9 protein-coding genes and 1 tRNA gene are annotated in these 14,854 nt (G+C 45.0%); 8 read left to right on the top strand and 2 right to left on the bottom strand.

The features are described 5' to 3' along the window. Positions 1-44: 44 nt before the first annotated feature. Positions 45-1,703 (bottom strand): arginine--tRNA ligase, encoded by a 1,659-nt coding sequence (gene argS / locus K370_RS07280; RefSeq protein ID WP_047540313.1) that lies wholly within the window; start codon positions 1,701-1,703, stop codon positions 45-47. 135 nt (positions 1,704-1,838) lie between these two features. Between argS and K370_RS07275 the strand changes: the two genes are divergently transcribed. The 5 genes from K370_RS07275 (at position 1,839) to hemL (ending at position 7,010) form a co-directional block, all read left to right on the top strand. After that, positions 1,839-4,070 (top strand): primosomal protein N', encoded by a 2,232-nt coding sequence (locus tag K370_RS07275; RefSeq protein WP_047540309.1) that lies wholly within the window; start codon positions 1,839-1,841, stop codon positions 4,068-4,070. A gap of 75 nt (positions 4,071-4,145) precedes the next feature. Beyond that, positions 4,146-4,219 (top strand) — tRNA-Gly (locus tag K370_RS07270). Between the two features lie 12 nt (positions 4,220-4,231). Next, positions 4,232-5,098, top strand: coding sequence for a bifunctional hydroxymethylpyrimidine kinase/phosphomethylpyrimidine kinase (gene thiD / locus K370_RS07265; RefSeq protein WP_047540302.1), 867 nt, complete (start codon positions 4,232-4,234; stop codon positions 5,096-5,098). Next, a complete protein-coding gene (gene thiE, locus K370_RS07260) occupies positions 5,070-5,705 on the top strand; it encodes a thiamine phosphate synthase (RefSeq protein ID WP_047540300.1) in 636 nt (211 codons plus the stop codon). Before thiD ends, thiE begins: the two co-directional genes overlap by 29 nt. Positions 5,706-5,708: 3 nt before the next feature. Further along, positions 5,709-7,010, top strand: a complete 1,302-nt coding sequence (gene hemL, locus K370_RS07255; RefSeq protein ID WP_047540298.1) for a glutamate-1-semialdehyde 2,1-aminomutase — start codon at positions 5,709-5,711, stop codon at positions 7,008-7,010. A 15-nt stretch (positions 7,011-7,025) separates the two neighbouring features. On the opposite strand, the gene K370_RS07250 is transcribed toward hemL, so the two are convergent. Further along, positions 7,026-7,277: a hypothetical protein gene (locus K370_RS07250; RefSeq protein WP_047540296.1), complete on the bottom strand. Its 252-nt coding sequence runs from the start codon at positions 7,275-7,277 to the stop codon at positions 7,026-7,028. A 215-nt stretch (positions 7,278-7,492) separates the two neighbouring features. Between K370_RS07250 and K370_RS07245 the strand changes: the two genes are divergently transcribed. The 3 genes from K370_RS07245 (at position 7,493) to hemE (ending at position 14,824) form a co-directional block, all read left to right on the top strand. Beyond that, positions 7,493-12,208, top strand: a complete 4,716-nt coding sequence (locus K370_RS07245) for a glutamate synthase-related protein (RefSeq protein ID WP_047540294.1) — start codon at positions 7,493-7,495, stop codon at positions 12,206-12,208. A 17-nt stretch (positions 12,209-12,225) separates the two neighbouring features. Continuing rightward, positions 12,226-13,653 carry a glutamate synthase subunit beta gene (locus K370_RS07240; protein ID WP_047540292.1) on the top strand — a complete coding sequence of 476 codons (1,428 nt, stop codon included), beginning with the start codon at positions 12,226-12,228 and terminating at the stop codon, positions 13,651-13,653. A 106-nt stretch (positions 13,654-13,759) separates the two neighbouring features. Next, positions 13,760-14,824 carry a uroporphyrinogen decarboxylase gene (gene hemE / locus K370_RS07235; protein ID WP_047540289.1) on the top strand — a complete coding sequence of 355 codons (1,065 nt, stop codon included), beginning with the start codon at positions 13,760-13,762 and terminating at the stop codon, positions 14,822-14,824. Positions 14,825-14,854 lie beyond the last annotated feature (30 nt).

Genomic DNA, 14,854 nt, shown 5'->3' with positions numbered 1-14,854 from the left:
GCCTTGTTTCTTAACATTGTTATAACGTTTATATTTAAATCTGCTTACATTTTATTCGGCGCGCTGACACCTAATAAATCTAAACCATTTTTCAGCACTTGCTGTGTTGCCGCGATTAACGCCATACGCGCCAATTTAGTCGACTCATCTTCTACTAAAAATTTTGTATCGTTATAGTAACTGTGCAAATCGGCTGCGCACTCTTTTAGATAATTAGCAATGGTATGCGGTGCCAGTTCGGTTGCGGCATCGCTCACCACTTCAGGATACTCACTCAAACGCTGCATCAATTTTGCCTCATTTGGCATGTTAAGTGGACTTAAATCGACTTGTTTTAGGCTGGCAATTTCACCGTTCCACTGTGTTAACACGCTATTAATGCGCGCATGCGCATATTGAATGTAATAGACAGGATTATCGTTGGTTTGTGCGCGTGCCAAGTCAATATCAAAGATTAATTGTGAATCGGCACGACGCGCTGCCAGAAAATATCGTGTTGCATCACAGCCGACCTCGTCGATTAAATCACGCAAAGTGACATAGCTGCCAGCACGTTTGGATAATTTGACCTCTTCGCCACCGCGCATCACGGTGACCATTTGGTGCAATACATAATCTGGCCAGGCGGCTGGAATGCCTACATCTAAAGCCTGTAAACCAGCCCTAACCCTAGTAATCGTGCTGTGATGATCGGCGCCCTGTTCATTAATCACACGTTTAAAGCCGCGCGCCCACTTGTCTTGATGATAAGCCACATCAGGCACAAAATAGGTATAACCGCCATCGCTTTTGCGCATCACGCGGTCTTTGTCATCGCCAAAGTCAGTGGTTTTGAGCCAAAGTGCATTGTCCTGCTCGTAAGTGTGACCACTCTTAATTAAATTTTGTACTGTATTTTCTACTTTTCCAGTGCTATACAACGCGCTTTCTAATGAAAATACATCAAACTTAATTTGAAAAGCTTTTAAATCCAAATCTTGCTCGTGCCGCAAATAAGCCACAGCAAATGCGCGTACAGATTCCGTATCATTCAAATCGCCGCTGGCGGTGACCTGCATGTCATCCGCCACTACTGTGTTTTTTGCCAAGTAAGCATTGGCAATATCGACAATATAATCGCCGCGATAGCCATTTTCAGGAAAGCTTGGGCCATCGACTGCGATGCCTTTCGCGCGCGCCAGCACCGAAATCACTAAATTATCAATTTGCGCACCAGCGTCATTGTAATAAAATTCACGTGTCACATTCCAGCCATTGGCATCCAGTAAACGTGCCAAACAATCGCCGACTGCTGCGCCGCGTCCGTGGCCTACATGCAAAGGCCCGGTTGGATTCGCAGATACAAACTCAACCTGTACTTTTGCATTTTCGCCGGCGTTATTGCGCCCGAATTGTGTGCCTTGCAGCAAAATCTCGCCGATGACGCTTTGTTTCGATTGCGCATTCAAAAAGAAATTGATAAATCCTGCGCCTGCGATTTCTGCTTTTGCGATATATTCGCTTTGTGGCAAGGCATTGATTAAACTGGTCGCTAATTCGCGCGGATTTTTGCGTAAAGATTTGGCGAGCACCATAGCCAAATTGCTGGAAAAGTCGCCATGCTCAGCTGATTTTGGACGCTCAAGCACAATATTGATTTCGGCAATATCTGCGCCTATGCTGTCAGCGGCGCTGGTAAGTAATTTGGTTAAATGGGCTTTCAAGGTCAGTTAAACTTTCAGAATAATCATCAAATAGTACTAAAAAACACTAAGCAAATAATGCAAAAGCAGTATTTTAACTCAAGCAGGATTATTAATCTAAGCTAGTCTTTAGACTGGCTAAATAAGCATATCAATATGCCGCCCATTATTTTAAATATTGCGTTGGATGTACCGTTAAATCGAACTTTCGATTATTTAAACGGCGATTTTGTCGCGCATGTTGGTAGCCGAGTTGTGGTTTCTTTTGCTGGGCGCAATTTGGTTGGTGTGGTGGTTGGCATCGCGCAAACATCCGATTATCCGATAGAAAAATTAAAGTCAGTTTCACATGTTTTTGATGACGTGGTGTTTGATAAGGATACGTTTAAATTGCTGCAGTTTTGCGCCAATTATTATCACTATCCGTTGGGGCAAGCTTTGATATCGGCGCTGCCATTGCGGTTGCGCCAAATTAAGCCGGCGGTTTCGCGTAAACAATTTGCTTACTCCTTGGCTGATGATGCGGACGTAAGTCAAATTCCAGCGCGCAAGGTCTTAATGCATCGCATCGTTGCGTTGTTGCGAGGCCAGCCAAATATGACCGAAGCAGAGCTTGGTTTGGTATCAACTGGCTGGCGCAAGGCTATTGCCGAGCTAGTGCAGTTAAATATGGTCAGCACACAAGAAGTGCTGGCAATTAAAGCCTCGATGCCCTCATCTGCAAATGCGCCACAATTAAATACTGAGCAAGAAAAAGTCATAAATTGTGTGTTAGCGCTTACTCACAAATTTAAGCCTTGGCTGCTATTTGGTATTACTGGTAGCGGAAAAACTGAAATCTACATTCAGGTTTTACAACAAATACTTAACCAAAAAAATGCCCAAGGAATTGGTGCACAGGTTTTGGTGTTGGTGCCAGAAATCAACTTAACGCCACAGTTGGAGGCACGTTTCAGAAGTCGCTTAAGTCAATTTTCCTTAGTTACGCTGCACAGTAATTTAAGTGAAAGTGAGCGTTTACAAAACTGGCTTGCCGCCAGTTCTGGCGCAGCAAAAATTGTGATTGGCACACGTTTAAGCGTATTTACGCCTATGCCGCATCTGAAAATGATTGTGATGGATGAAGAGCATGATAGCTCTTATAAACAGCAGGATGGCATGCGTTACCATGCACGCGATGTGGCGATGGTGCGTGCCAAACAGTTGAATATTCCCATTATTTTAGGCAGCGCTACACCTTCTTTAGAGACTTGGTTCAATGCAACAAGCGCGCCAGACGAAACGCATAAAAATGCACAAAAGCAGCAATATGGCTTATTAAGCCTTACGCAACGCGCGGTTGAAAATGCTGTTTTGCCGAATATATTTTGTGTCGATATTGCAAAATCTCCTACTGAAAATGGTTTGTCGCCTCTGCTCATCAAGGCTTTGCGCGAACGCTTAAGCAAAGGCGAGCAAAGTCTGTTATTTATTAATCGGCGTGGTTATGCGCCCGTTTTGCACTGCAATGCCTGCCAATGGGTTGCGCCTTGTACGCGTTGTTCTGCAAGGCTGGTGGTGCATTTAAGCCAAAAAAGACTGAAATGCCATCACTGCGGGCATGAGCAAAAAATTCCTGTGCAATGCCCAAGTTGTGGCAATGCCGATATGCGGCCAATTGGGCAGGCGACGCAAAGATTGGAGCAAACGCTGCAAGCTTTGCTGCCCGCCGCCAGAATTGCGCGAGTGGATCGTGACAGCATGCGTAATAAAAACGCACTGACGGATTTGTTAACCCAAGTGCACAATCAGGAAATTGATATTTTGGTTGGTACACAAATGTTGGCTAAAGGACATGATTTTCCAAATTTGACTTTAGTTGGCGTGATTGATACTGACAGTGCGTTATACAGCCACGATTTTCGTGCTGGAGAGCGCTTATTTGCCCAATTGATGCAAGTCGCTGGTCGTGCTGGTCGCGCTGAAAAGGCTGGTGAAGTATTGATACAAACTGCATTTCCTCAGCATGCACTTTTTCACACTTTGCGTGCGCAGGATTATGTCAGTTTCGCCAATGAGTGCTTGCAAGAGCGGCAAATTATGCAGTTTCCTCCGGTGAGTTTTTTTGCACTTCTGCGGGCAGAAGCCAATGATTATGCGCAAGTGCAGCAATTTCTCAATCAAGCTATTAATATTGCGCGACTGCTTAAGAGTGAAGTGATGATTTATGATCCGATACGTCCACAAATGGAGCGTTTGAAAGGTTTGGAGCGTGCGCAGTTATTATTGCAGGCAAATAGTCGTGTTGCCTTACAGCGTTTGCTTAAAATGTGGATGCCACAAATTAGCGCCTTGCCACTGGCTGCAAAAATCCGCTGGAGTCTGGATATTGATCCGTTAGAGTTTTAAGACTCTATTTATGGTTCAATCTGCATCTGCTGCAAAAACGCAGTAAAATGACGCTTTAGCTAAATGACTATATTTGCGGCTGTAGTTCAATGGTAGAACGCTAGCTTCCCAAGCTTGATACACGAGTTCGATTCTCGCCAGCCGCTCCAAGAAAGAGTGTAATGACACCAACTCCACCAACCGTTTTAACGTTTGCTGCCACAGACCCCAGCGGTGGCGCAGGTTTACAGGCAGATATACTGGCTTTGGCCAGTATTGGCTGCCATCCGCTGTCAGTAGTAACAGGTATTACCGTGCAAGATACAGTCGGTGTTGAAAGCGTGATGGCGCTAGATTCTGATTGGATTAATGATCAGGCGCGCACGATTTTGGAAGATGTGCAGGTGTCTGCATTTAAGTTAGGTTTGCTAGGCAGCGTAGAAAATATTGCGGTAATCGCTGAAATTATGGCGGATTATCCTGATGTGCCGTTGTTGATTGATCCAATTTTAACGTCTGGTCGTGGTGACGAGCTGGCAAATGAAGAAATGCAGGCAGCGATGACTGAGTTGCTGTTCCCCCAAGCCACATTAATTACGCCGAATAGCATAGAGGCTCGCCGTTTAGCGTTTTACGATGAGGGCGATGAGGTTCAGAATACTTCACTTGAAGAAGCGGCGCAGCGCCTATTGGAATTGGGTACGGAATACGTGTTAATTACTGGCACGCACGAGCGTAGTACAGATGTTGTCAATTCGCTTTACGGCACAAGTCCATCTGGTGCAAGTGGACTGATTAGAGCCTACCATTGGGAACGGCTTGCCGGTAGTTATCATGGTTCTGGTTGTACATTAACCAGCGCAATTGCGGCGTGTTTGGCACATGGCTTGAGTATGGAAGAGGCGATTCAAGAGGCGCAAGAGTACACTTGGCAAACGCTCAAAAATGCTTTCCGTCCAGGCATGGGGCAATTTATCCCTGACCGCTTTTTTTGGGCGCGTGACGATGATACGGACGCAGATGAAAAAGTCCCATTTATTCAGCATTAACGGACTTTATGCGATTACGCCTGATATTGGCGATACCGATTTGCTGATTAAAAAAGTAGAGGCGGCCTTGCAAGGCGGTATTGATATTTTGCAATATCGCAATAAACAAGCCAGTCATCAGCTACTAACCCAACAGGCGAGTGCCCTATTGCCTTTGTGCAGGCGGTTTAATGTGCCGCTAATTATTAATGATTCTGTAGAATTATGTTTAGCCTTAGATGCAGATGGTGTGCATTTGGGTGCAGATGACGGCAATTTGACAGAAGTTAGAATCAGAATAGGCGCTAATAAAATATTAGGTGCTTCTTGTTACAACCGTTTTGATCTGGCATTAACTGCACAAAATCAAGGTGCAGATTATGTGGCATTTGGTGCTTGTTTTGCTTCTAACACCAAGCCAAATGCGCCTGTGGCAGATTTGAGCTTGTTTAAGCGCGCACGAGCTGAATTAAATGTTCCAAGTGTCGCCATCGGTGGTATTGATTTGCAAAATGCGTCGCAAGCCATACAGGCAGGTGCAGATGCAATTGCCCTTATTCAAGCCATTTTTAGTGCGGATGACGTAAAATCTACCTCTCAACAATTTTCACAATTATTTAAGCATTAAATTATGACTTCACTTAATCCCAATATTTCTCAAAATAAAAGTCTATTTGAAAAATCACAACTGCTTATCCCGGGCGGTGTTAATTCACCTGTGCGTGCGTTTCGCTCTGTAGGTGGTACGCCGGTATTCTTTAAAAAGGGGTTGGGCTCAAAGCTGTGGGATGTTGATGGCAAAGAGTATATCGACTACATCAATTCCTGGGGTCCGATGATTGTTGGGCATGCACATCCGGAAGTGGTTGCTGCGGTGCAAGCTGCTGCGGCTAATAGTCTTTCGTTTGGAGCGCCAACAGGGCTTGAGCTTGAAATGGCGGCGCTGATTAACAAGCTTGTGCCAAGTATGGAGCAAGTGCGTTTAAACAGCAGTGGAACAGAAGCGACAATGAGCGCAATCCGCGTGGCGCGTGGCTTTACAGGCCGCGACACAATTGTGAAGTTTGAGGGTTGCTATCATGGCCATTCCGATGGTCTGCTGGTAAAAGCAGGTTCTGGTTTATTGACGTTTGGCGAGCCAGATTCTGGCGGCGTACCAGCGAGTGTGGCCGCTCACACTTTGACGCTGGAATATAACAATACGCAGCAATTACAAGAGTTATTTGATAAGCGCGGCGATGAAATTGCCTGTGTGATTATTGAACCTGTGGTTGGCAATATGAACTTAATCGTGCCGACAAATGAGTTTTTACAAACCTTGCGCGCGCTGTGTACTAAGCATGGTGCAATACTTATTTTTGATGAGGTGATGACTGGGTTTAGGGTGCATTTGGGCGGCGCGCAGGCTTTGTATAACATCAAGCCGGATATGACTACATTAGGTAAAGTGATTGGCGGTGGCTTGCCTGTTGGTGCATTTGGTGGACGTAAAGATATTATGAGCGTATTGGCGCCGTTGGGTAAAGTGTACCAGGCCGGTACTTTGTCTGGTAACCCTGTAGCAGTAACGGCTGGTTTGGCAACGCTTAAGTTAATTCAAGCGCCAGATTTCCACGCTAAATTAACTGCGCAAACTAAAAAACTAATGGATGGTTTGAAGCAGGCTGCAAAACAGGCTGGCGTTACTTTTAATGCGCAAAATGTGGGTGGTATGTTTGGCTTGTATTTCAGTGAAGCTTGTCCGACCAGTTATGCAGAGATTATGCAAAATAACAACAAAGACCATTTCAATCGCTTTTTCCACAGCATGTTGGATAGGGGTATTTACTTAGGCCCTTCTGCATTTGAGGCGGGCTTTGTTTCTGCGGCACATTCCGATGCTGATATCGCCTATACGATTGAGGTTGCTAAGAAAGCTTTTGCAGCTTTGTAGGTTTACTTAACGCATTTAATGCGTCATTTGCAGTCTGGAGCCCTGCTCTGTTTGATTTGACTTCATTGTGCGATTAACCGCTTCAATGTGATCAAGTTGCAGACTGGCCTTCATCATAATGTTGGCAACACGCTGTATCACATCCGGACTAAGGCGCAGTGAAATTGCGCCAATCTCGAGCTCGACCACATTGCAATCCGGGCAATAAGTTAAGCAGACGCCCAGGCTATTCGCCAATATAATTTTTTCGCAAAAAGTTTCTTTCATCTTAAGCTCCTTAAAGTTTATATTAGAGAAATAACGCATCAGTTACAAATGATAATCATTCTCATTTGCATTGTCAAATTATTTTTAGTTTTTAAGGCGTTTTTTCTATTAAAACTGCCATCAATTTGCGCTTAAGCGATTGAACTTGAAAGCATTAAACGGTATTATTGAAGGTTCCGCTAAATGTTTTGATACAGAGTTATTAGGCAAAAAATATGCAATCCGCGAAGACAGTAAAGACTGAAGCCATGAATACTAAAATTGAAGTTTCGGCGACTAATAGCACGGTGCCCAATAGTCTGGCACCAATAAATCAGGGTTTATACAATTCGGCAAACGAAAAAGACGCCTGTGGTGTGGGTTTTGTTGCGCACATTAAAGGCAAGAAAAGCCATGAAATTGTACAAAAAGGTTTGGAGCTACTTACCAACCTAACGCATCGTGGAGCAACTGGTTACGACCCCAAATTGGGTGATGGTGCTGGATTGTTAATGCAAATGCCAGATGCGTTTATGCGTAAACAAGCTGCCAAGCTGAATATCAATCTGCCGGATGCAGGTCAATACGCAGTCGGTAATGTGTTTTTACCGCAAGTTGCAAAAGCTCGTGAAGCTTGTGAAGCGCTAATCACAAAAATCATTGCAGAAGAAAATCAAACTTTTTTAGGTTGGCGTGATGTGCCGGTAAATAATAGTAATATCGCTCAAGCTGCACGCGATGTTGAGCCGACCATGCATCAAGTGATTATCGCAAGCACAGTTTCAGATCAAAATGTGTTTGAACGTAAATTGTTTGTTATCCGTAAGCGTATCGAGCATGCTGTACGTGAATTGAACTTAAGTGACAAAGCCGCTTTTTACATACCTTCACTGTCTTCACGCACCATTGTTTACAAAGGTATGTTGCTGGCAAACGAAGTGGGCGTTTATTACACAGACTTAAACGATGAAAGTGTCGTTTCAGCGTTAGCGCTAGTGCACCAGCGCTTTTCAACTAATACCTTCCCTGCTTGGGATTTAGCGCATCCATTCCGCATGATTGCGCACAATGGTGAAATCAATACCGTGCAAGGTAACGTGAATTGGATGGCAGCACGTCACGAAACCATGAAGTCGAGCGTGATTGGTGAGGATTTGGAGAAACTTTGGCCGTTAATCGCAGAAGGTCAATCAGATTCAGCCTGTTTTGATAACTGTCTAGAGTTGTTAGTCGCTGGTGGATATTCATTACCACACGCAATGATGATGTTGATTCCTGAAGCTTGGGGTGCTAAAGACGGCGCAGGCCAATACCTGATGGATGAAGAGCGTCGTGCTTTCTATGAGTATCATGCGGCATTGATGGAGCCATGGGATGGTCCAGCAGCAGTAGCATTTACCGATGGCCGTATGATTGGTGCAACATTGGATCGCAACGGTCTACGTCCTGCACGCTATCTAGTGACAGACGACGATATTGTGATGATGGCGTCTGAAATGGGTGTGCTGACATTCCCACAAGAAAAAATTGTCAAGAAATGGCGTTTAGAACCAGGCAAAATGTTGCTGATTGATACCGAGCAAGGCCGTATCATTGGCGATGCTGAAGTGAAAAATGCGCTAGCTACCGCTAAACCTTATAAGCAATGGATTGAAAAAACACGCTACTTTTTGAGTGATATGTCAAAAGTAGAGGGCAAGCTAGAAATGGCTGCCAGCTTATTGGATACACAGCAAGCATTTGGTTACACGCAAGAAGACATCAAATTTGTCATGGCGCCAATGGTGGCAAATGGTGAAGAAGGTGCAGGATCAATGGGTAATGACGCTGCATTACCAGTACTATCAGCCAAACCAAAACTACTGTACAACTATTTCAAACAGTTATTTGCACAGGTGACGAACCCACCAATCGATCCAATTCGCGAAGAGTTGGTCATGTCGTTGGTGACATTTATTGGCCCTAAGCCAAACTTGTTAGGCGTGGATGAAACGACTCCACCAATGCGTTTGGAAGCTGCACAACCAGTCTTAATGTTAGACGAGTTAGAGCAATTGAAAGCCATTGCAACACTTACGCACAGCCAATATAAATCCTTAGTGCTAGACATTACGTACCCTGCAGTATTAGGCAAAGATGGCATGGCTGCCGCGGTAGCGAATATCGCAAGCGCAGCAGAAAACGCAGTGCGTGACGGATTTAATATCCTAATTCTGTCAGACAGAAATATTAGCGCAGACCGTTTGGCGATTCCTGCATTGCTGGCTTGTTCTGCAACACATGAGCATTTAGTGAAGCACGGACTAAGAACCAGTACTGGTTTGGTAATAGATACAGGTTCTGCGCGCGAAGTACATCATTTTGCATTGCTTGCCGGTTACGGTGCCGAAGCGGTTTGTCCGTGGCTAGCATTTGAAACCATTAATCATATGGCGAATAATCAATCAAATAGCAAAGCCAGTGCCGAAGGCGCCAAAAAATTCGTAAAAGCCATTGGTAAGGGCTTGTACAAAGTCATGTCGAAAATGGGCATTTCTACTTATCAATCTTACTGTGGCGCACAAATTTTTGAAGCAATTGGCTTAAACACGGCGTTTGTAGATAAGTATTTTACTGGCACAGCGACTAATATTGAAGGTATAGGCTTAGATCAAGTAGCGGAAGAGGCAGAGCGTTTGCATGTCAGTGCTTTTGGCGATGATCCTGTACTGGCTAATAGCCTTGATGCAGGTGGTGAGTACGCATTCCGTGTGCGTGGCGAAGAACATATGTGGACGCCAGACTCCATTGCGAAATTACAACATGCAACACGTACTAACTCTGCAACGACTTATAAAGAATATGCCGCGTTAATTAACGACCAAACGCGCCGTCATATGACTTTGCGTGGTTTGTTTGAAATTAAATCAGCTGGCAAAGCAATCCCACTAGATTCCGTTGAGCCGGCCAAAGAAATCGTTAAACGCTTTGCCACCGGTGCGATGTCTTTAGGTTCGATCTCAACCGAAGCACACGCTACATTGGCAATCGCAATGAACCGAATTGGCGGTAAATCGAATACGGGTGAAGGCGGCGAAGACGCGAAACGTTTCATTCCAGTAGCCAGCGATACCACAATGGCGAATGTGATAGGCGCCAAAAATATTGAACGCGATATTCCACTCAAAACCGGCGATTCAATGCGCTCACGTATTAAACAGGTGGCGTCTGGTCGTTTTGGCGTAACTGCTGAGTACCTAGCTTCTGCCGACCAGATTCAAATCAAAATGGCACAAGGAGCTAAGCCGGGCGAAGGCGGTCAATTGCCTGGTCATAAGGTTTCAGAATATATCGCGAAACTGCGTTTTTCTGTACCAGGCGTCGGTTTGATTTCACCGCCACCACATCATGATATTTATTCAATTGAAGATTTAGCCCAATTGATTCATGACCTTAAAAATGCCAACCCTAAAGCCTCTATTTCGGTAAAACTGGTTTCTGAAACCGGTATCGGTACCGTCGCGGCAGGTGTGGCAAAAGCTAAATCAGACCATATTGTGGTCGCTGGTCATGATGGTGGTACGGGCGCATCGCCAATCTCATCCGTGAAGCATGCGGGTACGCCGTGGGAATTAGGCCTGGCTGAAACACAGCAGACTTTAGTGCTAAATCAACTGCGTGGCCGTGTAATTGTGCAAGTTGATGGCCAAATGAAAACAGGCCGCGATGTGCTGATTGGTGCCTTATTGGGTGCTGATGAGTTTGGCTTCGCAACTGCGCCGTTAGTGGTTGAAGGCTGTATCATGATGCGTAAATGTCATCTGAATACCTGCCCTGTCGGCGTGGCTACGCAAGACCCGGAATTGCGTAAACGCTTTACTGGGCAACCTGAGCATGTGGTGAATTACTTCTTCTTTGTGGCTGAAGAAGTGCGTGAGTTGATGGCTTCGATCGGTATTGCCAAGCTTGATGATTTGATTGGTCGTGCAGACTTGCTTGATATGCAGGCAGGTATTGATCACTGGAAAATCAACGGTTTAGACTTTAGTAAAATATTCCATCTACCAGAAATGCCAGCTAGCGTTTCACGCAAAAATAATGATGTACAAGATCACGGTTTGATTAATGCACTTGATAACAAGTTAATTACGCTTGCCAATGATGCGCTAGATTCAGGCAAAAAAGTGGTGTTAGATATTCCAATCACGAATACGAATCGTACGGTTGGAACCATGCTGTCGAATCAGGTCGCTACGCGCTATGGTAATGCTGGCTTGCCTAATGACACGATTCATGTCAATTTTACCGGCACATCCGGCCAAAGTTTTGCGGCATTTCTGGCCAAAGGTATTACATTTGAATTGACAGGTGAAGGCAACGATTACGTCGGCAAAGGTTTGTGTGGCGGACGCATCGTTATTAAGCCACCAGTTGCATTCCGTGGTATTGCGCATGAAAATATTATCATCGGCAATACTGTGATGTATGGCGCGACTACAGGTGAAAGCTACTTCAGGGGCATTGCAGGTGAGCGTTTCTGTGTGCGTAACTCAGGCGCTTCTGCCGTTGTTGAAGGCGTAGGCAACCATGGCTGCGAATACATGACAGGCGGCACAGTGGTTGTTTTAGGCGTAACCGGCCAAAACTTTGCTGCAGGGATGAGCGGCGGCGTGGCTTATGTATATGACGAAGATGGTTTGTTTGCCAAACGTTGCAATATGAGCATGGTTTCGTTAGAAAAAGTAGAAAGCGCAGAATCTAGTGTGGGTAAGATACATCACCTAGATCAGCCAGATGAAATCACACTGAAAACATTGATTGAAAATCACGCAAAATACACAGGCAGCGTGCGTGCTACCAGCATATTGGCAGACTGGACAAACTATAGAGCGAAGTTTGTAAAAGTGATGCCGAATGAATATAAGCGTGCGTTGATTGAACTCGCAGAAGATAAAGCATTAGTTGCGGCTTAAGGGAAAAGACTTTTAATATGGGTAAAGTTACTGGATTTATGGAATACGAAAGACTGGCAGAAGCAAATCTGCCAGTCGTCGATCGTGTTAAAAATTACAAAGAATTTGTACTGCATTTAACGGATGATCAAGCCAAGCAACAAGGTGCACGCTGTATGGATTGCGGTATTCCGTTCTGTACGACCGGTTGTCCAGTCAATAATATTATTCCGGACTGGAATGACTTGGTTTATAGCCAAGATTGGCGTGGCGCGATTGATGTGTTGCATTCCACCAATAATTTTCCAGAGTTTACTGGCCGTATTTGCCCGGCACCTTGCGAAGCGGCTTGTACCTTAAACATTAATGCTGATCCAGTTGGCATTAAATCCATTGAACACGCGATTATCGATAAGGCGTGGGAAAACGATTGGGTTACCCCACAAGTTCCAAATCATAAAACAGGTAAAAAAATCGCTATCGTTGGCTCAGGCCCTGCCGGTTTGGCTGCTGCACAACAATTGGCACGTGTTGGTCATGACGTTGTTGTATTAGAAAAAAATAGTCGTATCGGTGGTTTGTTACGTTACGGTATTCCTGATTTCAAAATGGAAAAATTCCACATTGACCGCCGCATGACGCAGATGGAAGCGGAAGGCGTGGAGTTTCGCGTAAATCAACATGTGGGCGCAAACGTTCAGGCTGATGCTTTATTAGCAGAGTTCGATGCGGTGATTTTAGCTGGCGGTGCTGAACAACCACGTGATTTGCCGGTGCCAGGCCGTAAATTAGACGGTGTGATGTACGCGATGGATTTTTTAACGCCGCAAAATAAAGTGGTGGCTGGTGATACTGTGCCTAACCAAGTGATGGCGACTAATAAAAACGTGGTGGTCATCGGTGGTGGCGATACAGGTTCTGATTGTGTGGGTACATCCAACCGTCACGGTGCATTAAGTATTACGCAATTCGAATTAATGCCACAGCCGCCAGAAAAAGAAAACAAAGAGTTAGTTTGGCCAAATTGGCCACTCAAAATGCGCACTTCAAGCTCACATGAGGAAGGCGCAAACCGTGATTGGTCTATTACGACTAAAGAATTAATTGGCGAAAACGGTAAAGTGACTCACTTAAAAGGCTGTAAAGTCGAGTGGAAAGACGGCAAAATGTCTGAGGTTGCTGGCACTGAGTTTACGATTAAAGCAGACTTAGTATTGTTAGCCATGGGCTTTGTGTCACCAGTACAAAAGCTATTGGATGTGTTTGGTGTAGAAAAAGATAACCGCGGAAATGCCAAAGCGACAACGGAAGGCTTGGACAGCTACAAGACTAGCAAAGCAAAAGTGTTTGCTGCAGGCGATGTGCGCCGTGGACAATCATTGGTAGTTTGGGCGATTCGTGAGGGTCGTCAAGCTGCCAAAGCAGTGGATGAGTTCTTAATGGGTTCTTCTACACTACCCCGCTAAGTGCCATACTAAATTCGAATTTAGTTAAGTGAATTAAAAAACAAAGGATGCAAAGTAAAACTGCTTTGTGTCCTTTTTTATTAGACTGTCAATTAGGTAGCAAATCATGAGTCAATTGCAAAACGATACGTTCTTAAAAGCGCTGATGCGCCAACCCACAGACTACACGCCTGTGTGGATGATGCGCCAGGCTGGTCGATACTTGCCAGAATATAAGCAAAGTCGTAAAACCGCTGGTAGCTTTTTACAGTTATGTAAAAGCCCAGATTTTGCGACTGAAGTGACTTTGCAACCGCTAAACCGTTATCCCTTATTAGATGCTTCCATTCTATTTTCAGACATTCTCACCGTGCCAGATGCAATGGGTTTGGGCCTGTATTTTGAGGAGGGCGAAGGCCCAAAATTCGAGCGCACTTTGCGTGAAGAGGCTGATATTAAAAAATTAAGCGTGCCTGATATGGCGAGCCTGCAATACGTGTTTGATGCCGTCAGCCAAATTCGACAAGCATTGAATGGTCGTGTACCTTTAATCGGTTTTTCAGGCAGCCCATGGACGCTAGCGACTTATATGGTTGAAGGAAGAGGCGGCACGGATTTCTTAACTATCAAAAAAATGGCCTACGCCAGACCTGATTTATTGCACCATATTTTGGAAACCACTGCACAAACGGTTATTCAATACCTCAACGCACAAATTGCCGCAGGCGCACAAGCCGTGATGATATTTGATTCATGGGGTGGCGCGCTCTCACACAATGCATATAAAGAATTCTCGCTGAATTATATGCACAAGATCGTGACAGGTTTAACTAAAAATAATGAAGGCCGTAAAGTTCCCAGCGTTGTATTCACTAAAGGTGGCGCCTTATGGCTTGAGGCGCAAGCTGAGATCGGCGCAGATGCTTTAGGTTTAGATTGGACTGTGGACATTGGCCAAGCTAGAAAAAGAGTTGGCGACAAAGTTGCCTTACAAGGTAATCTGGATCCAGCGATTTTGCTATCAACACCAGAAGCGATTGAAAAGGAAGTGGCTAATATCTTAGCTAGTTATGGACATGGTAGTGGCCATGTATTCAATCTAGGTCACGGCATCACGCAATGGACACCACCTGAAAACGCCGCAGCGATGTTAGCCTCTGTACGTGAACATAGTAGGCAATATCATCAATAAACAAAAAGCCCGCACTTGCGGGCTTTTTTG

Source organism: Methylotenera versatilis 7 (assembly GCF_000799165.1).
GTDB classification, from domain to species: domain Bacteria; phylum Pseudomonadota; class Gammaproteobacteria; order Burkholderiales; family Methylophilaceae; genus Methylotenera_A; species Methylotenera_A versatilis_A.
This window is presented reverse-complemented; position numbering and strand designations above follow the sequence as displayed.